Consider the following 19,978-nt stretch of genomic DNA (forward strand, 5'->3'; position numbering starts at 1 on the left):
CCTGATCGCAAACGATCCAATGTGCGCAATATGCGGCTAAGCCAAACGTCTATTTTTGTTCAATTGACGTCGCTTGCCCAGTCCGGCTTGTGGGGCATGACAGTCGCTTTCGCTTGGTATCCTAGTTCGAGTGACAGGTATCCTGAATCGAAGGAAGAGGTCTGCGTTGTGGCGACCGAAACTGTGTTCTGACCAACCCATGCGATAGAAACTATGAACGCCAAGTTAGCCGATGCCTTGGGTTGGATCGCGACCAAGCGTGACGATGCCATCGAACAACTGATCCGCTGGTGCAACCAAAATTCTTGGTCGATGGACGAACCGAGGTTACGTGACATGGCTGAATTGGTCATCCGTGACTTCGGTAAAATTGGCGTGGAGTTTCAATCATTGTCACTTCCTCCGCTTAGGCTGCTAGGTGAGGATGGCGAATGGATGGAAGGTGCGACGGGGCCTGCCTTGTTGTGGCATCACAACCCCCAAGCGAAACATCGTGTCTTGCTGATGATCCACTACGACACGGTCTATCCCAGCGATGCAGAACCGAATTTTTGCGTCAGAGTTGATGGGCATGGGGCCGAGCCTGCGACATTAGTGGGACCGGGAGTCGCCGATGCGAAAGGCGGCATTGCGGTAATCGCACTAGCCGTGGAAGCAATGTTGCGTTTCGATTTGCTAAGGGACATCGGCGTTTCGATTCTGCTTAATCCCGACGAAGAAATCGGTTCGACGGCATCGGCAACGCTAATGCAAGAGCTTGCGAGTCAGTTTGCTTATGGACTTGTGTTCGAACCAACGTTGCCCGATGGGACATTGGTAGCCGCGCGAAAGGGGTCTGGCAATTTTGCGATCTATGTTCGCGGTCGCAGTGCTCATGCCGGCCGCAATATCGAAGATGGTCGCAACGCGATTGTTCATCTCGCAAACATCATTGTTGAGCTGAACCGACTGCACGACCCCGATTCGGGAGTGTCGGTAAATGTTGGGCAAGTGTCCGGCGGAGGCCCGCTTAACCAAGTTCCCGATTTAGCGAATGTAAAGTTCAATATCCGAGTCAACGATCGCTCGTCGATGGAACGGATGCAAGAGAAGCTACATACACTGGTAGAGCGATTGAGTACCAATGGGTTTAGCGTAGCGGTACTGGGTGAGTTTCACAGTCCGCCGAAGTTAGTTAGCCCCGCGATAGAGCAGCTTCAAGCGGTCGTGATGAAGGCAGGTAAGTCGCTGGGCCGCCCGATTCAGTGGCGTGATACTGGCGGAGCTTGCGATGGTTCCAAGCTTGCGGGTTGGGGGTTGCCCAACATCGACACCATGAGTGTCACGGGAGGAAACCTTCACAGCCCCCAGGAATACATGCAGATTGACTCACTCACCAAGGCGGCTCAGACGGTCGTCGCGACGATACAGGAGATGGCGTCTCGGTAGCGTTTCGTTTGATTTGATTCTGGTCTGAACCTTTTGCCCGCCAACAGCTACCATAAGAGCAGTAGTTTCTTTTCCAGCCCGTCGAATATTCAACGAGAGCCTCGCAAGTGAGTTCATCTGCCTCTTCTTCCAATCCCCAGAAGTCATCGCCAACTACCGGCGGGTCACCACGGACTCATGCCGAGGCGTTGCGTGCAGATCCACGGATTGCAGAAGCGAAAAGGTTGATCGCCGAGGCGGTTCAGGAACACTCCGCCGCTCTGGAAAAGCCGGTGGCCAAGAATGATGGTTTGGCCGACGGGTATCAGGGCATGCTCGATCGTTTCACCGCCGTTCGAGGTGGTTCTATGTTTTGGCCTTATCTGTCGGCGGGACTAGGGAACCAATCGCTGGTCGAACTGGCCGATGGCAGTGTCAAATTGGATTTCATTGGTGGCATTGGAGTGCATGGATGCGGGCACTCCCATCCGGCAATGATTGACTCGGCAATTGACGGAGCGTTGGAAGACACGGTGATGCAAGGAAACCTGCAGCAGCATCCCCCTAGTCTGAAAATGTGTGAGCGTCTGATTGGGTTGGCCACGACCGGCGGCGCGAAGCTTAATCACTGTTTGCTTTCGACCAGCGGTGCGATGGCAAACGAGAACGCATTGAAGATTGCGATGCATCATCAATCCAACAAAGGTCTGTCGGGAGCCAATCGAGTGATTGCTTTTGACAATGCATTCGCAGGTCGAACTCTCGCTCTGGCTTCCTTGACGGACCGTGCTAAGTATCGAATGGGTTTACCGCTAGCGGTTCAAGTCGATTATCTGCCCTTCTTGGATCCTGATGATCCCGATAAGAGTCAGCGATGGGCGGTTGATGAACTGCATCGTTTGTTGGCACGTCACCCAGGTCGTTATGCTGCCTTTTGGGCCGAGCCGATCGCGGGGGAAGGCGGCTATTATCCAGGCAGCGAGGGGTTCTTCCGGTCGTTGTGCGAGCCGCTTCGTGAAGCTGGGATTCCAATTATCTTCGACGAAGTGCAATCGTTTGCGCGTACGACTCGTCCTTTCGCCTTCCAGCATTACGGGCTCGATCAGTTCGCTGACATTGTGACGATTGGCAAAATCACGCAAGTCTGCGCGACATTGTACGGCACTGATTTTGTGCCCAAGGGGCCTATCCTTAGTCAAACGTTTACGGGGTCATCGGCGTCAATTTCGACGGGGCTGAAGATGCTCGACATGTTGGACGAGTTCGGCTGCTTTGGTGCAGATGGACAAAACCAAAAACGCCACGACTACTTTGCTGCGGGCTTGCAGCAGTTGCACAAAAAGTACCCAAGTCTTATCCGGGGACCGTACGGGGAATGCATGATGATTGCGTTCACGCCCGGCGACGGTAGCTACGATCAGGCTAAACTTTTGATGGACACCATGTACGAAATTGGCTTGCTTGGTTTCGTTTGTGGTGCAGAGCCCACGCGGATTCGTTTCTTGCCCCCTCCTGCGATTGCTACGCAACAGCACATTGACATGGCATTGTCGTTGCTCGATCAATCACTTGAAGCCTTCTCCAAAAAACTGAGCTAGTCATGTGGGTCGTTCGCGCTGTTTGTCTTGACGATCTCGATCAACTTCAGTCGTTGATCAGTCTCGCCACTCAAGGCCTTACATCGCTTCAGTTGACCAGTGATCAATTACTCGATCGCGTCGAACAGTCCGTGTTTGCGTTTAGTCGCACGGGGCTTTCGCCGCGAGGAGAGCCCTTTGTTTTGGTGATGTGCAACGACGCGACAGGGGAAATCGTTGGTACGTCGACGGTCTACGCAAAGACCGGTGGTTACCAGCCTTTCTACTCGTATCGTGTCGTGACGTCGCAACATCACAGCGAACAGTTAGGGGTTAGCCACACTCGAACACGTCTGGAACTCGAGCGAACGCACGACGGTCCGACGGAAATCGGCAGCCTGTTCCTTCGGAAGAAGCATCGCGGCGCTGGTCGCGGACGTTGGCTTTCACTGGCGAGGTTTGCGCTGATCGCCAGTCGTCCGCATCGTTTCGCCGACCGTGTGATAGCCGAGATGCGGGGGAAGGCAGACCTCGACGGTGGCGTGCCGTTCTGGAAGGCGGTGACTGGCCGCTTTATTCCCGTCAATTTCTCCGTTGCCGATTCGATGTCAACGGTGTGCAAGCAGTTCATCGAAGAACTAATGCCACAGTATCCGATCTACGTAGATTTGTTGCCCGAGGAAGTCCGTGCCGGAATCGGGTGCGTTCATGATGAAACAAAACCTGCGTTGGCTTTGCTCGAAGGCGAAGGTTTTATTCAAACCGACCAAGTTGACATCTTCGATGCGGGTCCCGTAGTGAGTTGTCCCAAAATGCAAATCGGTGCGGTCCAACGTTGCCAACAGGCCACAGTCGTGGAGGTCAGAGATCAGGCGCCGAACAACTCGCAAGAACCATTGATCCTAGTGAGTGATCGTGATGGTTTCACCAGCGTCATGACCGAAATCGAACGAGACGGAAACGAGATCAAGATTGGTTCGGAAGTTGCTAGAACGCTTTCCATCGAGTCCGGATCATCGTGCAAATTGCTTACGGTTCGATCCGGTTCTTAATCCATCATTCTCTAACGATGAGTAGGGCAGACCACGTTTCCATCGCGATCGATGGTCATGGCTTGGCCGGTCACCGGACAAGTGGGGAGATCGCCATTCCAGTAGTCGGCGGACTTCAATTCGCGAAGGTCGCGCGACGGCAATGAGCGATTGAGCAGTTCGTATCTCTCAACTTCCAATTGCAGGGTGCGGCGGTTTAGTTCGCAGCCCCGCGCTTGCCCCGATTCGCCTGCCGTACGCACGTGTTGAATGCCCAGCATGGCCACTACACTGACGAGAATTACCGCGGCGATAACTTCGATCAAGGTAAAGGCGGAAGTGGATTTTGATGAGATCATTCGAGCACCTCGAACATGTGGAACATCGGGGTATAGATCGACAGCACCATCACGCCGATCGCAACAGCAAGTGAAATTGTCAGGACGGGTTCGAGCAAGCCAACGGTCGCGTCAATTCTGGATTCCAAACGCTCGCGTAGGTGTTCGCACGTGCCTCGCATCGCCTTGGGGAAATCTCCCGATTGTTCGCCGACGCCAACCAATTGGCACAGTGTTGCCGGGAAAAATCGCTCGTGTTTTTCGAGTTCGCTACTGATCTTTTCGCCCCGCAGAACGCTGCGATTGACGCTCTCGACGGTCGCCCGAACTTCGCGGTTGCCGACACATTCCCAAGCCACGCCAACGGCATCCACCGGCGTGTAACCGCATTCAACCATGGATGAAATAGCTTCCACGAATTGCAAGATTGCAACGTCGCGAAGCCAGGGACCAACCAGCGGAATCTTCAGCAGAAAGCTGTCGAGTTTACGCGAGATTTTCGGGCGGGATCGAGCCGCCAACCAAGCAACAATGAAGACGATCGCGATCGGAAATGCGAGGCAACCATATCCCAGTACCATCCGACTAGCGGCCGTTACAACCTGAGTGACGAAAGGCAAATCGACGCCACTGCTGGAATACACCACTTCGAACTCGGGTACGACCACCACGCACATGAAGATCATCAAACCTGTACCGGCCAACGTGATCAGAATGGGGTAGCTGACCTTCTTGATGATCCGTTTGCGAAGGGCAACTTGGCGTTCCATCTGCTCACAAACTCGTGCCAGCGCCTTTTCCAACGCTCCGCTCCGCTCGCCGATCCGAACTTGTTGAATCTGCATTGCCGTGAATGTTCGCGGATATCGTTCCATACCGGAACTCAGCGAACCACCTGCCTCAATCGTCATACGCAAACGATCAAGGACATGAGCAAACTTGCGAGTCGACCGGTCTGCGGCAAGCGATTGCAGTGCCCTAGGCAACGACAAACCGTTTTCTAGCAACATCAACAACATTCGAAGAAGGTCAGCCAACTGCGCGGACTTGATCCGCGTTGGATCGCCGCCCCGTTTGGCTCCGAACTCAATCGAGTGAAGCTTGCGGATCAAGCCCATGAGTCCGCTCGACGATGCATTGCCGGCACGGCCTTTAGCGATGGATTTGGCGGAGTGAGTACGAACGTTCATGACAAAATAAACAGATGAGAAAGGTTAGCGTTGCTAGTTAGGCAGCGTCGGTATCCGAGTCGCGTCGTTTGGCTGCGTTGCGCGACGATTCGCTGCTGCGGCGATCACCACTAGTCTTGAAATACACTTCCTCAATTGAAGTGCGACCTGCGAGCGCCTGTTCAAGACCGGCTCGGGGAAGTTCAACCATGCCGGCATCAATCGCCAAGTCATGCAACTTTGAGTGCGGCACGCCCGCCTCGATGGCCATCGTGATTTCGGGAGTGATGGGCATGATTTCGAAGATCGGAATTCGCCCCGCGAATCCGCTGCCGAGGCACTTCTTGCAGCCGTCGCCCTTGTAGAACTTTGAATTCCGGTCGACTGTTCCGTCCGGGTCGATGGCGTCAAGCAATTTTTCGTTCGCTGGGACGGCACGCTTACAGTTCTCGCATACACACCGAAGGAGTCGTTGGGCAACACTCCCCAGCAGAGAGCCCGCAATCTTAAAATTGTCGACCCCCAAGTCGCTCAAACGTTGCACGGCACCCACGGCATCGTTGGTATGCAGCGTGCTGATCATCAGGTGTCCCGTCAGCGCGGCCTGGATAGCGGTTGTCGCCGTTTCCGAATCTCGGATTTCCCCGACCATGATGACATCAGGGTCCTGCCGCATGATGAACTTGAGCGCGTTGGCAAATCCCATCCCAAACTCGTTGTCACTTTGCACTTGGTTGATTCCTGCCAATCGGAATTCAACTGGATCTTCGACGGTCACGATGTTGCGGTCGTCACGGTTGAGGTACTGCAATGCCGCGTAGAGTGTTGTACTTTTGCCACTACCGGTGGGCCCCGTGACAACAAACATGCCGTGAGGTTTGTCGATGATCTCGCGCAAAGTCGCATGATCTCGTGGTGTCAGGCCTATATTCTCGAGTTGGAATGTTTTGCCACCTTCATCGAGTAGTCGAAGCACTAACTTTTGACCGTCAACGGTGGGAATGCCGCTGACTCGGAACCCGACCCGCTTGCCACCATCGAACACGTTGAGGTGCCCGTCTTGAGGTCTACGGTTTTCAGTGGTGTCCATATCAGCCATGACTTTGATACGGCTGATCACCGAGTTTTCAATGTGATTAGGGATTGTCATCACTTGCTGTAGTTCGCCGTCAACGCGATATCGAACACGCATTTCGGGTTTCAGCGGTTCCAAGTGAACATCGCTAGCACCTGCATCGACAGCTCCGGATAGGATCGCTTGGACCAACCGTACGACCGGTGCATCTTCTTGTTCGGCGGCCAAAATCGCATTGGTGGGGTCATCGTCTTCGAGAGCCGTTTGTTGCAATTCCACCAATTTCATATCGACAATCGTTTGTCTCGCAACCGCTCGATCGTCGTAGATTCGGCCGACCAACGCACTGACATCTTCAGCCATCGCAACAGCAGGCTGAATTTGATAACCCGTCATGAGTTCAACTTCTGCGATGGTTTCAATATCGTCCGGCGCTACCATCGCCAAAGTCATGGTCTTACCGCAAATATCGATGGCCGCAGCTTGATGAGACCGAGCAAAATCCTCGGGAACCAGTCTTGCGATTTGTGGGTTGACGTTGGCGGGGTCAATGTCGATGTAAGGAACTTCAAACTGCTCGGCCAACGCGTGGCCGAGTTCGGCGACTGAGAGCAACTTTTGCCGAACGAGCCAATCGCCAAGCATCATTTCACGCGGTTTACCACTGAAAGCGGACTCCATTTGGTCCGCAGTCAGCACACCTTGTTCGACAAGAATGTCACCAAGTCGTCGCATTGCCGGCTATCCTTGTTTGAGTGAAAGTGTTGTAAGGGAAATGATTGAATGATTGAGGGTGAGATCAACGAGGCTTAGTGGGCATCGCAACTTTGGATCTGTTCTTGGGAATTCGATTGACCAGGATGTCTTCCACTTTTTCCTCCATGTCAGTCGGATCAAATGGAGTAATCAGGTAGCCCTGGGCACCGGCATGGTGTGCACGTTCGACGGTCTCCAGACTCGGGTCCAACGAGAAAATCAGAATCGGTAACTCTGCGATGGGCACTTCTGTGCGAAGTCGAGCCACCCATTCGAGTCCGTCGCCTTCGGGAAGTTTGGTGTCTGTGATCAAAAGGTCAGGCGATTGTCGCGTAATCGCCGCAAGGCCTTCCGAGCCTGAAGAAACCGATTCCACTTCGTAGCCAAGAAGTTCGAGTCGGAACGAAACGAGTTCGCGCAGAACCGGTTCGGCCAGGACGATTAGCAATCGGAATCGTGAAGAGTCAATCACAGGATGATTTAGCTTTGGGAAAGGCGTGTGATAGGAAAGGATTGCGTCGTCGCTACAACCGGTACAACCACTTTGGTCAACCGAAGTGATGTGTATCTCGCGGTGTATCCCATTCATCGGAAGCCACCGGGGCATAGATAAGACAGACTTCATTAGGACGGCGCTTCTTGTGGTGTCGTCTTGCTGCCCTCGTCTCGATCCGCACGATTCGCACAGTGTGGAAATGAGTCACGCGTGGGTCCCAACGATCGTCGCGGTTTGAACGCTTGCCCCATCTAGACCGTCATGCCCTTCTCGAAACCTTGCAGCGATGCATGCGACGATACCGTTGCAGACATCAATGCAGAACCTAAAAAGTCCCCACCCGAGTTGCGTTTCGCACCCCTAGGTGGTGCTGCGCATTTTGCAGTCACGCTGTTGGTGGTCAACGCGATGGCTTGGACGTTCGTTTTCAATCCAAGCGGTGCAATCGATGGCGGTGCGCTGGCGATGGGAACATCCGTGATCATCTTGGCGTTGCTTGCCCATCAAGCCATTTGCCGCCGCGAGGGGTCAGGGTTTCACAAGAACGCGGCATTGTCAGGCCAACTAGAAGCCATTTTGGATCAAATGCCAGATGGACTGCTCATTACCGACCAGCACGATCGCATCGTGATCGCAAACGATGCCTTCTTACGCAGCATCGGTATGACCAAGGAGGACCTGATCGGTCGACGGGCCAGTTCATTGTCCTGGGTCCATGGTGCCGCCCGAGAAACGCGCGATCTGCCGTGGGTGCAAGCGTCGCGTCAATCGACCTCTCGCGATCAACAACTCATGCGATACCGTCTGCCCGGCGGAGAAGAACGGTACTTCTCGATCAACTCGTCGCCTGTCAAATCAGATGACGACGACCAACAGGGAGCGTTGATGACGTTTCGTGATGTCACGCAAATCGAGAACCATCGCGCGGAACTGGAACAAATGCTGGTGATGTTGCGAAGCAGTCGCGAAGAGATACGGACGAAGAATCACGAGTTGCGAGTCTTGGCCGATATCGACTCGCTAACGGGGTGTCTGAATCGACGTGCGTTCTTTGAAGAGTTTCGTAGAGCCTGGGAAGCGGCCCAAGAACGTCAGCATCCACTTTCGTGCTTGATGCTAGACGTCGATCACTTCAAACAGGTTAACGATGTGTATGGTCACCAATGGGGCGACGAAATTTTGCAACTGGTTTCCACGATTTTGCAGAATCAGTTCCCTGAACCTTCATTGATCGGTCGTTATGGCGGTGAAGAGTTTTGCGTCATGATGCCGGGAATCAGTTTGGCGGACGCAATGCAGATGTGCGAGCAAACAAGAGTGTGCATCGCGAGCCATCGGTTTTGGGACCTTCCGGAATTAAACATCAGCGCATCGTTCGGATTGGCAACGCTGAATCCCGGCGTTAGCCGCGTAGAAGATCTGATTCGGCAAGCCGATGAGTGTCTCTACATGGCCAAGGAAAACGGTCGCAATCGAGTAGTCAGCCGACTTGAATACAGGCGTCTTGCCGAAGATCAAGCCGACAAGTTGGATCCAACATCAGTTCGGTAGGCCGAGATCGCAGGCAAGATTGCGGCAATCAATGCCAACACGGCAACGACTGGTAAGATCCAAATTTCGTTGCTGCTCGTACTAAAGAAACCAACTTGAATCCCCGTCTGGTCCTCGATTTGACCGCTGTAAAGTGCGATTGCAGCGTGAGCTAATAACCATCCGGTAATGCCACCAATCACAGCCACCAACATGCTTTCTAGTACGATGATCGTTGTGACGGTATCGCGACGAGCGCCCAAAGCTCGCATCACTGCAATGTCTCTTCGGCGGTCATTCATCGAGTTGTAGATCGCCACGAGGATCCCCACCGCAGCAACGAAGCATGTGATTAGCGTTATACCAAGCAAGGCCTGCATCAACGGTCCTACGATTAAGCTCATCAACTTATTGATCTCTCCGACCGGGGCCGCGGCTTGAGCCCGCAAGCTCTCGTTAATCATGTTTTGCATGCCCGGCGCGAACATGATATTGCCGTTGCGAACTAGGATGGAGGTGACCTCTCGTTCGGGAATGGAAAGCGGAATCGGGCCTTCTTTGTCGCTAGACGCTTGTTTTCCGGGCACTACGGTCGCGCCTTCTTCGATCGGTTTGGCATGACCTTCCATCAAGTAGAAGCCTTCCAGGTTGACGAACGCGGCACGGTCATTGGGAGTTCCCGTCGCATCGAGAATTCCCACGATCATGAACGCGTCTTCATGGCCTTTGCCTTCGGGATCTCCATGAGTCGGGTACAGCAGTTCGCCGACTTTGACGTTCATTTCTTTGGCGACGCGGCTACCAAGAACGGCTTCGAAGTAACCATTGTCGGCGGAGTCGGTTTCGAATGCTCGTCCACTAGAAAACGAGAATGGTTGATCGAGATCACTTCCATGACGAAGCTCACTGAAAAATTCCGGCGTCGTGCCAACCACGCGGAACTCGCCGTAATAGTCGCCAAGAGCAAGTGGGATAGCGAAGCCACCGCTCACAAAAGCCGCGTACTTGCCGTCACGGGTAGCCAGTTCAGGGTCGCCTCCGAAACGATCAACTATATCCGCTCGTGTCGCTTGGTCGAAAAACTCCATGTATTCGGTATACGGGAGATTTTCGATCGGTTGGCTCAAGTAGAAGACGCTGTTGAGCGTTAGTTGCAGTGCGCTTCCCTTTGGCCCAACGACCAAGTTGTATCCCACCGTAGCGTTTCGGGTGAAGGCTTCGCTGACAATGCCGTAGATCGAAAGCACCAAGACAACTAGGCCGACGCCGAGCGCTAGTGACAGCGTGGTCAATAGACTCGAGAGTGGACGGTGGCAAAAGTTTCGCCATGCAATCTGAAGAAGGTTCATCGTGAAGCGTTGTCAGACGGTGAGAGGCATCGAGAGAGATGATCGAAAAAAGAGACGGGCAATCGTCAAACCTGACTGAGCGCTCGATTGATGGAATCCAGTTCCTCGACACGATCAAACTGGTTTGCCACGTTCATGTCGTGCGTCACGATCAATAAAGAAATGTTTTCGTCGCGGCACGATGTTCGGATGAGGTCCAGCACCGTCTTGGCGCTGGCGGGGTCAACATTGGCGGTTGGTTCATCAGCGAGCAACAGTTTGGGTTTCCCCGCAAGCGAACGAGCGATGGCAACGCGTTGTTGTTGTCCAACGCTCATTTGACTTGGCAAATAACCAGCGCGATCAGCCAAGCCCACGCGATCAAGTAAATCGTAAGCTCGTTTCTGGTCGGGACTGCCCTGCCCGAACGTCATTCCCAACTTGACGTTTTCAATCGCTGTGAACGCTGGCAACAGATTAAAGGTTTGGAACACGTAGCCGATCACGGCAGCGCGAAAACGGTCTCGTCCTTGTTCGCTAAGTTTGGTGAGCTCTGTTCCTGCGACGCGGATTTGACCGCTGTCGGGTTTGAGCAGTCCAGCTAAAAGATGCAGCAGCGTTGTCTTGCCTCCGCCACTCTGGCCAATCAACGCCACCTGTTCAGCTTCACCGATTTCAAAATGAGGAATGTCGAGCACCGTAAGGCGATTGGCATCCTTACTGGAATCGGACATTGAATCAGGCGGAAGCTCGAATGTCTTAACGACGTCGTTTGCGAGTACTAGTGAGCTCATCGCTTTCTGATTCTCATTGCTTGTTGAAGTCCACGATCGGAGTCGCGCTTTTTCATCGCGGCACGTTTGTCGTGCAGTTTCTTACCTTTGACCAATCCCATCACGCACTTAGCGATGCCTCGCTCGTTAAAAAAGACTCGCAGTGGTACCAGCGTCAGCCCTCGTTCTTGGGCCTTTCCCGCAAACGCATCAAACTCACGTGAGTGCACGAGCAGCTTTCTGGGTCGGCGCGGATCGTGGTTCCACATTCCCGCGTTTCGGTAGTGGGAAATATCGCAGCCAATCAACCACAATTCGTTGTTGTTGACACGAATGTACGCTTCGTCGAGAGAAAGTTTGCCTTCACGCATCGCTTTGACCTCGCTACCCATCAGCATCAACCCGCACTCAACCTGGTCAAGGATTTCGTAACGGTGACGAGCTTTGCGATTCTCAGCGACGATGGTGAATTCAGGACCGGACTTTTTATTTCCGCCTGCTTTTCCCCCGCCTGATTTGCTTACGGAGCCCTTTGATTTTTTGTTCTTCGCCATGACTGGGATTGTAGACGTATCGCATCGAAAGTCGATTGACCTACCACAGCGGCGATTTTTGCAGATAATCCCAGCGGACCACCCGGAAGCCAGCCCGTTGGCAATGGTCGGAATCAGTTCGGGCATTACAATGGACGCTCCGATCCAATTTCCCGATATAAACCAGCTGATTTTATGGCTTTTCGTCTCCCCGTTGTTTCTGAACCAGAGATTCCTGAAGGCACCGAGGTCAGTGGTTCCGGCCGCTTGCCCAAATGGCTGAAGCGGCCCATCCCGCGAAGCAACGCCAACCATTTGACGGATGTTTTGCTGGACGAGCTCAAGCTTGAAACCGTTTGCGAGAACGCGAAGTGCCCCAACCGAATGGAGTGCTACAGCCAGCAAACGGCTACTTTCATGATTCTGGGAAACGTTTGCACTCGTCCTTGCGGTTTTTGTGCGGTTCATCGGGGGCGACCGCCTCAATTGCCCGAAGCGGATGAGCCGGACCGAGTGGCCGAGGCGGCGGCTCGCTTGGGGCTGAAGCATGTCGTTATCACAAGTGTGACTCGCGACGATTTGCCCGATGGCGGTGCCAAGCATTTCCACGACTGCGTGGTTGCTGTTCGTGAACGAACCGGGGCGACCACCGAGGTGCTCACGCCTGATTTTGTCCATTGCAAAGATGCATTGGAAATTGTCATCGACGCATTCCCCACCGTGTTCAACCACAACATGGAAACCGTTCCGCGTTTGTATCGTCGAGTCCGCGGTCCCAAAAGCGATTACCGTTGGACGCTTTCGATGATGAAGGAAGTCAAACGTTACAACCCAGCAGTAAAAACCAAAAGCGGTTTGATGCTGGGCTTGGGCGAAGAGCGGGGTGAGTTGTTAGACGCACTTGCCGACCTTCGCGAATACGACGTCGACTTTCTTACTCTGGGTCAGTATTTGCAGCCGGGTGAAAAATACTTGCCCGTCGTTCGCTATGTCCCACCTGAGGAATTTGACGAGCTCGGTGAAATTGCGAAATCAATGGGCTTCACCAAAGTTGCCAGTGGTCCGTTCGTGCGAAGCAGTTATCACGCTCGAGACATGGCAGAGACGCAGACTTAGGCCAGCGTCTCCCGCACGCTTGATACGACATCTGACCAATCACCTAGCTCGCTTTGCCGATGCATAGTGATCGAAGGGTACCACGGTGTAGATGTTCCGGAGGTCAACCATCGCCAATCGGGAACTCGGCCCAGCAGTAGATGGGATCGCGTGTTGGTCGCGCCCGCTAAGTGGGCAATCGCAGTATCCGATGTCACGACGTAATCAAGATTGCTAAGGATCGCCGTTGTGTCGGTGAAAGCGCCGTCGTCTCGATCGACGTCGCTAGGAAGTTCGGCTATCTGCGACGCGAAATCGCATGATTCGATTTGTTCGCTGCCGAAACCAAACTGCAAGCTGACTAACTGGATCGGAAGCGCGGCAAGATCGCGGAAAGCGTCGAGCGGGAGGCTGCGATAGATATCCGCGTGATGTTCTGGATTTCCTTGCCAGTTCAACCCAACGCGAAGTGGTTTGTCTTGCGTTCGAGGTAGATGTTCATCGAACCATCGTTTCCAGTATTGCACCAATGGATCTGAAACTCGCAAGTAGCCTTCACCCTCGTCAAAGAGTCCATTCCCGTAGGGAACTGCTTTCGTCGTTTCAAACAAATTGTCGACCACTTCAATCATCGACGCTTGATAGTCCGTCGGCGGCGCCGCGATGGAATCAATGACCAGTCCATCAACGCCGAGTGATTCGACCGTTGAGGAAAACAGACTGATCAGCTTTTCCGAGCACTGTAACGTCACTCGCGCCCCGAGCCGGTTTAAGTCATGAGCGACTCGAACAAAATGAATGGCATCGCCCAGACCCTGCTCGGGATACAGCAGAAGCGACTTCCCATCGAGAGCTTCGCCTCGCCATGGCTTGGCATTCGTTTGCGGACGTGTCAGGCCCGGCATCTTCCAACGCCAACGATACTCCTTCCATCCTCTTTCGTAGTTTCCTCTTAGAAGTTCAATCACTCCGATATTGCGGTGCAGTTCTGCATGGTCGGGTGACACTTCCAGGCCTCGTTGATACCAATGCATCCCGCGTTCAATCTCGCCGCTCCAAATCCAAAGCGTACCGCGATTCTTGAGTGCCGAAAGATAATGGGGGTCTTGTTGAAGTGACGTTTCGAAGCAGTCATCCGCTTCTTCTGTTCGTCCGAGCATTCGCAACGAGTTTCCCATGTTGTTCCAGGCAATTGGAAACTGGTGGCGAATGTCGATGGCCTTGCGATAAGCAGCAACCGATTCGTCGAAAAGTCGTTGATCGAATAATGCGATGCCAAGGTATACCCAAGCGTCTGCGTTTCTCTTTTCGATTGACACGACATTGCGGTAGATCTGTTCCGCTTCATTGATCTGCCCTGCTTGATGCAGCTTCCATGCGTGGCTTAATGATTGGGCTGAGTTAGACATTCGTCGATGAGGCAAGCACGAGTGAAATTGACGTTTGCTGAGCGGACATTCGTAAACGAAAAAAGCGACGTGACCCAAGAAGAGTCACGTCGCTAATGTGCAGAATTTGCGATTGAAGTCTACTAGTCTAAGAAGCCAACTAGATCTTGGCTTCGACTTGGTTGCTGCAATTTACGGACAGCCTTGGCTTCAATTTGTCGGATGCGTTCTCGTGTCACCTTGAAAATGTGTCCGACTTCTTCAAGCGTGTAGCTGTAGCCATCGCCAAGGCCGTAACGAAGCTTGATGATTTCACGTTCGCGGTACGAGAGCGACTTCAACACGCCGGTGATCCGATTGCGAAGCATCTCTTGAGTAGCACCGATTTGAGGGCTTTCGGCCGTGCTATCGGGGAGCAAGTCACCGAACTGACTGTCTTCGCTGTTGCCAACGGGACGGTCGAGCGAGATCGGGAAACGGCTCATGGTGAGCACTCGGCGAGCTTCTTCGACGGTAACGTCGGCGCGGCGAGCGGTTTCTTCGATCGTCGGTTCGCGACCTAGTTCTTGAAGCAATTGACGAGCGACGTTGCGAACACGGCTCATCGTTTCAACCATGTGCACTGGAATCCGAATCGTACGGCTTTGGTCAGCGACAGCACGGGTGATCGCTTGGCGAATCCACCAAGTCGCGTACGTACAGAACTTAAAGCCACGACGGTATTCAAACTTATCAACCGCACGCATCAAGCCAGCGTTGCCTTCTTGGATCAAATCCAGGAATGACAAACCACGGTTGCGATACTTCTTGGCGATCGAAACGACCAAGCGAAGGTTACCTTCGCTAAGTTCGCGTTTTGCTTGTTGGTATTCGCCATAAACCTTGTTGAGCATGTCGACGCGACGACGCAGTGACGTCGGCGTTTCCTGGCATGCGGTCAAGATTTGACGACGTTCGCGAAGCAGTACGTCACGAACTTCGCGACCATGTTTGGTTCGCCGTTGGTTTTCAATTTCAGCGTCGATTTGTGACAATCGAACCGAGAATCGTTCGAGCAGGTCGATGCGAGTTTCAATGCGTTGGGTACGCAAGCCGAGTTCTTCGATCAAACGTACGGCACGACGGCGGCGACGCGCCAGCGATCGCCATGCTTCAGCACGGCGCCGTTGGGATGCACTCTTGCTTAAGGCAACCTTCCAGTCGTGGCGGTTTCGCTTCAGCAATGTTTGCAGGGTGCGAAGGTTGTGGGGCAAGCGACCGATGATCTGTTCTTTTTCAAGACGGTCGGTGACTGAAACTTGAACCGTGCGATCGAATGGCAGTTGGCCTCGGTAGACCTTTTTAAGAGTCTTGTAGGCTTCAACGAGAACGTGATGGTTTTCGAGCAGTTTTGTACGGAAGCGGCGACGAGTCTCTTCGATTCGCTTTGCCAGTTCAATTTCTTCTTTGCGTGTCAGCAATGGGATTTCGCCCATTTGCGTTAGGTACATGCGTACAGGGTCGTCGGACCAAGATTCGGTTTCTTCGCCCGCGAGCAATTCGTCAGGGCTTTCGAGTTGAACGTCGCCGTCGGCCTGATTGTCAAGGTCAACAGAAACGCCGCCATCCTCGTTTTCGTCGACGGGAAGCTTGCGAAAGCCGCCAGTCATCGCTTCAGTGCTCTGTGCTTCGACGGATTCAAATTCGTCCAAGAGGGTGTCGAACAAGAGAGTGACTCCTAGGAATAGGAAAAATGGATGTGGGAATAAATGATGGTTGAAAAGACGCGAAAGTCAGTCGAATGCTACGCTGGAAGCATGGTTTTGGCCAAAAAAGTTAGCAAATCAAATTGCCAAGTCAGTTGGGGTTCCGCAGAGGGTGTGCGTAGGGGTCGAATCGGAGCAGTAGGGCGTCATCATCCTGCAATGAAAATTGTGTCTGAGTGAGAACCGGGGTTGGAGCACGACGTGCGATCATGATCCAGGGTGAAATTGGCAATGTTGTAAATCAGTCTGTTCGGTCGGTGAGCGACAGCAGAGAGGTGAGCAAGGACGTTTGAGTCAAACGATCTTGTGAGAGAAATAGTCGCTGGAAAGTGAAGAAGACCGACCGGCGGTTCGTCACTTCTCAACTGTACCACTCGAACCCTCTCCATCTATCAAACACCATCCAATTGGAAAAATTTTCCGCCTGGGGGAATTCGGCCAACAAACGCGGTCATCCCGTCCTGTGAACCAAAAAATGCCAGCGACGTAGTGTCATTGGCGTGATCTCAGTGCTGTCTATTTCTGTGTTCTCTTCGATTGCGACAGAACTGAAGTGCTTTTCTTGATGTACTAATCACAGCCAAATTCGCCGTCGAACTTGGAACGAGACCTACGCGTGTCGGTACCATCCGTTGGCAAGCAGAAGACATTGCGTGAACCACACGAGAACGCGAAACCGATTCCTTCGATTCCACAACCGAACGTACTTGTTCGTAGTTAATTTTGCCGCGTTGATTTGGGTTGAGACCAAAATGAAAACATCGAAAAAGGCACTCACTCGCACCTTAAGATGACAAATCTGGAAACCATACCCGAGTTAAGAACCGGCTTTTGGGTGAGTGTTGTCAACTGCTCGTCCAGATTCTAGTCTCGGCAGACCCATGGTCCAGCCATCGGCACACGAAATCCTCCCCAAACTTTCACATTCTATGTATTCACTCACCTGTCCGCATTGCCAGCATGCGATTCCTGTTGCCCCCTCAAAGGCGGGGCAAGAAATGCTATGCCCTGAGTGCCAGCGGGCGGTTCAAGTTCCCAAATTGGGGCAATTGAAGTCTTTGCCTCGCGTTGATTCGGTCGAGGATGGTGGCGGTAGGCGAGAATTGGGCGCCAGGGGGCTTTCCGATAGCAGTTCGATTGTGTTCGTGATCTGCGCGTTGATTGCGACCGCGTGCTTATTGGTCGCCGGGTTATGCGGAATTCGTTGGTATTTGATTGAATCGCAAACCACGACCGAAGAGCACGTGGCTCTGCTTGCGGAGCAATACTCGAAGGCCAACGCGGCACAGTTGATTCGTGAGTACGAGCAGATGGAAGAGCTCGATATAGATATCGGCGGACCCTATGGATACAAGGTCACGCAGCGTGAAAAAGATGATTGGGGCTTCAATGCTTTGATGGCTGCGATTGTTGGTTCGCTGGCCTTCGTTGGCGCGCTAGTTTCAGTCGCAAAATCTCGCGACAAGTCAACTGAAAATTTGACTAGTTGAATTAGGCAAAGGCGGACACTTAGTTGACTCGACGGTCGACTGGTTCTTTGCTACTTACGACGCATCACATAGACGACATCTTCGGTCGTGCTGTCGACTTCGATTGGCTCGTCTAGTTCATAAGAAAAGTCGTACGTTTCGATAACCTCCCAGCCATCGCTCGACTCGATCAGTGAATCCATTTGCTTGGGTGTGTAGCTTCGCAACACTAGTTCATCGATGATGCGAAAGCTTTCAGAGGGACGATGGACATCGAAGTAGATGCCGAACCGTTCAACGCGACTCTTGGGATCTCTTCCAACGGTCCACATGTGTGTGTTGATTGATAAGTGGCCTCGGCGCGCCGACCACGATTCCGTTTCGCTCGGCGCAACATCGGTGGGAGTCAAATGGACGCCTAGTAGGTACAGCCCGCCTTTGCGAACCGCTTGTGCCATGCAGTTCAAGTGATCGCGAGCCGCACGTTCGCTGTTGAGGTGTCGAAAGCTATTGATGGTATTGAATGCAATGTCGCTCTTGCGTTTGACTTTGAAGTCCGCCATGTCTGCGACAAATGCCGACTCGGGAAAGCCGTGCCGGCGAAATCGGGCGTTGCAAAACGCAACTGCATGCGGGTTCAAATCCAGTCCCGAGACTTCAAATCCCTTTTTGGCGAAGGCCTGGATTAGTCTTCCAGTGCCGCAGGCGGGTTCAAACAATCGCTTGATGCTGCCTCCGCGCAGGTGCGCTTCTCCGCATGCGAGGATGAACTTGATTTCCGCAGCACAGTCGGCTCCGAATACTAGGTCATAGTATTTTGGGTGATCGTAAATTGACTCGTCGAGCACGGCGAGGTTCTGCGGATTGGGCGGCGGTGTTTCGTCAAAAACACTGTTTTGCTTAATGGCCGAAACTTTTGCCGGTTTGGATGCCGGTTTCTTAGTGCGGTTCATCGCACGCTCTCCAGTCCCATCGCACGGCGGATCAGTCCAATTTGGCCCGCGTGAATGTGTTCATGCAAAGGGCAGAATAGGACCGCCCCAAGTTTGTTCGGGTAAGCCGCGTACGGCATATCGATCGGTTCCAGAAGCGTTTCCGCGGTGACCTGATCGAGCACGCTCATCGCTCGGGTGTGGATCACGCAGAGTCGTTCGTGTAGTTCGTCGGCGCTCATTTGTTTTGAAGCATCTGCGGACGGCGTCGAACCTCGCGTGTATGCCTTGCGAAAACGGCTCGGAATCAATTCGAGGTCTTCGTCGGCCCGGCCGCGCAATCGGAACATCAGCAATCCGTATTGGCTGACCGTCAGGTGACCAACTTGCCACGCGATGTTGGTGCACAAACCATCGGGGATATCGAACCAACGCTCTCTCGGCGTTTGTTCAAGTAAACCCAGGGTGTAGTCGCGTGCGAATTTGATTTGGCCCACGGCACCGCAAAGCATTTGCATCGTGGCTTGAGGGTCGGGAGCATTGTCGTCGATTGGCATGTTCATCCCGACAATGTAGGCATCAGCGGCGAAGGCCTAAAGTGGCGTAGCGCTTACAAGCCAGCTTTCTACGACGCCAGCTTCTTGCTCGCTTTACGTCGTGGAGGTTTGGCGACCAAATGAATCACCGGCAACCGCGATTTGCCACCATGAAAAGTTCGCCGATTGTCGATTGTGTGATCAAACACAAACACACCACTGGAATTCCCTCGCGGCGACACTCTGAGGATGGCGGGATGGCCGCACTCGCTGCATCGGACACGTAGCCCATGGGAATCAATCAGCTGGGCGATCGTGTCGACGAGTTTTCGATTCTCTTCCAGGGTCGGAAACGCTTGGCCGGCAAATTGATTCAGCTTCTCGGCGATGGTCAGCCGAATCGAACGTTGCAGTCGGGCTAGATCTTGCTCGAGCTCACTTAAAGTACTGGTCGCTTGTGCAGCATCGACCTGAGGCGTCTTGCCGGCAGTAGGGAGAGCGGCCTTGGGCAGATCTGGCGTCATGCGTTCTGTTTGCATCCTTTGGCGGGCTCGCAATTGGCCGCGAGCATCGGGATTCTCAAATTCACTCTCGACAAGTTTATACAAGTTGTATAAGTTGTCGAGTGTCGAATTTAACGCGTGACTCAAAAACTCACCATCCAACGCATTCCTTCGTATCCTTACCCTCCTCATGGAGGCTCCCTATTTCTGAATTCATTCCTCAGGTCAACGTGGCGAAACTCGGTGCGATTCAGTACCGTCGAACGTTGATCCATTAACGCAGGAGTGTCTCGGAGC

18 protein-coding genes are annotated in these 19,978 nt (G+C 53.3%); 6 read left to right on the plus strand and 12 right to left on the minus strand.

Translation table 11 applies throughout. The features are described 5' to 3' along the window. The first annotated feature begins 213 nt into the window (after positions 1-213). The 3 genes from Pla22_RS07465 to Pla22_RS07475 all read left to right on the plus strand — a co-directional run bounded on the left by Pla22_RS07465 (position 214) and on the right by Pla22_RS07475 (position 4,036). On the plus strand, positions 214-1,428 hold the full coding sequence (locus tag Pla22_RS07465; RefSeq protein WP_146514054.1) for a hydrolase: 1,215 nt from the start codon (positions 214-216) through the stop codon (positions 1,426-1,428). Positions 1,429-1,535: 107 nt separating this feature from the next. Further along, complete coding sequence (locus Pla22_RS07470; RefSeq protein WP_146514055.1) at positions 1,536-3,005, plus strand: aminotransferase class III-fold pyridoxal phosphate-dependent enzyme; 1,470 nt, start codon at positions 1,536-1,538, stop codon at positions 3,003-3,005. A 2-nt stretch (positions 3,006-3,007) separates the two neighbouring features. Continuing rightward, positions 3,008-4,036, plus strand: a complete 1,029-nt coding sequence (locus Pla22_RS07475) for an arginine N-succinyltransferase (protein ID WP_146514056.1) — start codon at positions 3,008-3,010, stop codon at positions 4,034-4,036. Positions 4,037-4,047: 11 nt separating this feature from the next. Here Pla22_RS07475 and Pla22_RS07480 read toward each other — a convergent pair whose 3' ends face one another. From Pla22_RS07480 to Pla22_RS07495, 4 genes are all read right to left on the minus strand, one after another. Continuing rightward, positions 4,048-4,374, minus strand: coding sequence for a competence type IV pilus major pilin ComGC (locus Pla22_RS07480; RefSeq protein WP_146514057.1), 327 nt, complete (start codon positions 4,372-4,374; stop codon positions 4,048-4,050). After that, positions 4,371-5,543 (minus strand): type II secretion system F family protein, encoded by a 1,173-nt coding sequence (locus Pla22_RS07485; protein ID WP_146514058.1) that lies wholly within the window; start codon positions 5,541-5,543, stop codon positions 4,371-4,373. Before Pla22_RS07485 ends, Pla22_RS07480 begins: the two co-directional genes overlap by 4 nt. Positions 5,544-5,580: 37 nt before the next feature. Beyond that, the gene (locus Pla22_RS07490) at positions 5,581-7,332 is read right to left on the minus strand and encodes a GspE/PulE family protein (RefSeq protein ID WP_146514059.1); all 1,752 of its coding nucleotides are present in this window, start codon (positions 7,330-7,332) and stop codon (positions 5,581-5,583) included. A 64-nt stretch (positions 7,333-7,396) separates the two neighbouring features. After that, positions 7,397-7,942: a response regulator gene (locus Pla22_RS07495; RefSeq protein ID WP_242631858.1), complete on the minus strand. Its 546-nt coding sequence runs from the start codon at positions 7,940-7,942 to the stop codon at positions 7,397-7,399. A gap of 168 nt (positions 7,943-8,110) precedes the next feature. On the opposite strand from Pla22_RS07495, the gene Pla22_RS07500 reads away from it, so the two are divergent. After that, the gene (locus tag Pla22_RS07500) at positions 8,111-9,400 is read left to right on the plus strand and encodes a GGDEF domain-containing protein (RefSeq protein ID WP_146514061.1); all 1,290 of its coding nucleotides are present in this window, start codon (positions 8,111-8,113) and stop codon (positions 9,398-9,400) included. Here Pla22_RS07500 and Pla22_RS07505 read toward each other — a convergent pair. The 3 genes from Pla22_RS07505 to smpB form a co-directional block, all read right to left on the minus strand. Next, positions 9,364-10,728, minus strand: coding sequence for an ABC transporter permease (locus tag Pla22_RS07505; RefSeq protein WP_146514062.1), 1,365 nt, complete (start codon positions 10,726-10,728; stop codon positions 9,364-9,366). The genes Pla22_RS07500 and Pla22_RS07505 overlap by 37 nt on opposite strands. A 65-nt stretch (positions 10,729-10,793) precedes the next feature. Beyond that, positions 10,794-11,441, minus strand: coding sequence for an ABC transporter ATP-binding protein (locus Pla22_RS07510; RefSeq protein ID WP_146515296.1), 648 nt, complete (start codon positions 11,439-11,441; stop codon positions 10,794-10,796). A gap of 56 nt (positions 11,442-11,497) precedes the next feature. Then, on the minus strand, positions 11,498-12,034 hold the full coding sequence (smpB, locus tag Pla22_RS07515) for an SsrA-binding protein SmpB (protein ID WP_146514063.1): 537 nt from the start codon (positions 12,032-12,034) through the stop codon (positions 11,498-11,500). Between the two features lie 174 nt (positions 12,035-12,208). On the opposite strand from smpB, the gene lipA reads away from it, so the two are divergent. Beyond that, positions 12,209-13,129 carry a lipoyl synthase gene (lipA, locus tag Pla22_RS07520; protein ID WP_146514064.1) on the plus strand — a complete coding sequence of 307 codons (921 nt, stop codon included), beginning with the start codon at positions 12,209-12,211 and terminating at the stop codon, positions 13,127-13,129. Here lipA and Pla22_RS07525 read toward each other — a convergent pair. Both Pla22_RS07525 and Pla22_RS07530 read right to left on the minus strand, forming a co-directional pair. Then, positions 13,126-14,517: a tetratricopeptide repeat protein gene (locus tag Pla22_RS07525; RefSeq protein ID WP_146514065.1), complete on the minus strand. Its 1,392-nt coding sequence runs from the start codon at positions 14,515-14,517 to the stop codon at positions 13,126-13,128. The genes lipA and Pla22_RS07525 overlap by 4 nt on opposite strands. A gap of 122 nt (positions 14,518-14,639) precedes the next feature. Next, the gene (locus tag Pla22_RS07530; protein ID WP_390620256.1) at positions 14,640-16,145 is read right to left on the minus strand and encodes a sigma-70 family RNA polymerase sigma factor; all 1,506 of its coding nucleotides are present in this window, start codon (positions 16,143-16,145) and stop codon (positions 14,640-14,642) included. 1,025 nt (positions 16,146-17,170) lie between these two features. Here Pla22_RS07530 and Pla22_RS07535 point away from each other — a divergent pair. Further along, positions 17,171-17,731, plus strand: coding sequence for a hypothetical protein (locus Pla22_RS07535; protein WP_146514067.1), 561 nt, complete (start codon positions 17,171-17,173; stop codon positions 17,729-17,731). A 50-nt stretch (positions 17,732-17,781) separates the two neighbouring features. On the opposite strand, the gene Pla22_RS07540 is transcribed toward Pla22_RS07535, so the two are convergent. The 3 genes from Pla22_RS07540 to Pla22_RS25650 all read right to left on the minus strand — a co-directional run bounded on the left by Pla22_RS07540 (position 17,782) and on the right by Pla22_RS25650 (position 19,828). Continuing rightward, a complete protein-coding gene (locus Pla22_RS07540; protein WP_146514068.1) occupies positions 17,782-18,663 on the minus strand; it encodes a class I SAM-dependent methyltransferase in 882 nt (293 codons plus the stop codon). Further along, positions 18,660-19,205 carry a DinB family protein gene (locus tag Pla22_RS07545; protein ID WP_146514069.1) on the minus strand — a complete coding sequence of 182 codons (546 nt, stop codon included), beginning with the start codon at positions 19,203-19,205 and terminating at the stop codon, positions 18,660-18,662. Before Pla22_RS07545 ends, Pla22_RS07540 begins: the two co-directional genes overlap by 4 nt. Before the next feature lie 62 nt (positions 19,206-19,267). After that, positions 19,268-19,828, minus strand: a complete 561-nt coding sequence (locus Pla22_RS25650) for a hypothetical protein (protein WP_242631859.1) — start codon at positions 19,826-19,828, stop codon at positions 19,268-19,270. Between the last annotated feature and the right edge of the window lie 150 nt (positions 19,829-19,978).

Source organism: Rubripirellula amarantea (assembly GCF_007859865.1).
Classification (GTDB): Bacteria; Planctomycetota; Planctomycetia; order Pirellulales; family Pirellulaceae; genus Rubripirellula; species Rubripirellula amarantea.

Coding starts and splice junctions, on each gene's coding strand:
- Pla22_RS07465 (WP_146514054.1), top strand. CDS start 214: ATGAACGCCAAGTTAGCCGATGCCTTGGGTTGGATCGCGACCAAGCGT.
- Pla22_RS07475 (WP_146514056.1), top strand. CDS start 3,008: ATGTGGGTCGTTCGCGCTGTTTGTCTTGACGATCTCGATCAACTTCAG.
- Pla22_RS07480 (WP_146514057.1), bottom strand. CDS start 4,374: ATGATCTCATCAAAATCCACTTCCGCCTTTACCTTGATCGAAGTTATC.
- Pla22_RS07485 (WP_146514058.1), bottom strand. CDS start 5,543: ATGAACGTTCGTACTCACTCCGCCAAATCCATCGCTAAAGGCCGTGCC.
- Pla22_RS07490 (WP_146514059.1), bottom strand. CDS start 7,332: ATGCGACGACTTGGTGACATTCTTGTCGAACAAGGTGTGCTGACTGCG.
- Pla22_RS07495 (WP_242631858.1), bottom strand. CDS start 7,942: ATGAATGGGATACACCGCGAGATACACATCACTTCGGTTGACCAAAGT.
- Pla22_RS07500 (WP_146514061.1), top strand. CDS start 8,111: ATGCCCTTCTCGAAACCTTGCAGCGATGCATGCGACGATACCGTTGCA.
- Pla22_RS07505 (WP_146514062.1), bottom strand. CDS start 10,728: ATGAACCTTCTTCAGATTGCATGGCGAAACTTTTGCCACCGTCCACTC.
- Pla22_RS07510 (WP_146515296.1), bottom strand. CDS start 11,441: ATGTCCGATTCCAGTAAGGATGCCAATCGCCTTACGGTGCTCGACATT.
- smpB (WP_146514063.1), bottom strand. CDS start 12,034: ATGGCGAAGAACAAAAAATCAAAGGGCTCCGTAAGCAAATCAGGCGGG.
- lipA (WP_146514064.1), top strand. CDS start 12,209: ATGGCTTTTCGTCTCCCCGTTGTTTCTGAACCAGAGATTCCTGAAGGC.
- Pla22_RS07525 (WP_146514065.1), bottom strand. CDS start 14,517: ATGTCTAACTCAGCCCAATCATTAAGCCACGCATGGAAGCTGCATCAA.
- Pla22_RS07530 (WP_390620256.1), bottom strand. CDS start 16,145: ATGACTGGCGGCTTTCGCAAGCTTCCCGTCGACGAAAACGAGGATGGC.
- Pla22_RS07535 (WP_146514067.1), top strand. CDS start 17,171: ATGTATTCACTCACCTGTCCGCATTGCCAGCATGCGATTCCTGTTGCC.
- Pla22_RS07540 (WP_146514068.1), bottom strand. CDS start 18,663: ATGAACCGCACTAAGAAACCGGCATCCAAACCGGCAAAAGTTTCGGCC.
- Pla22_RS07545 (WP_146514069.1), bottom strand. CDS start 19,205: ATGAACATGCCAATCGACGACAATGCTCCCGACCCTCAAGCCACGATG.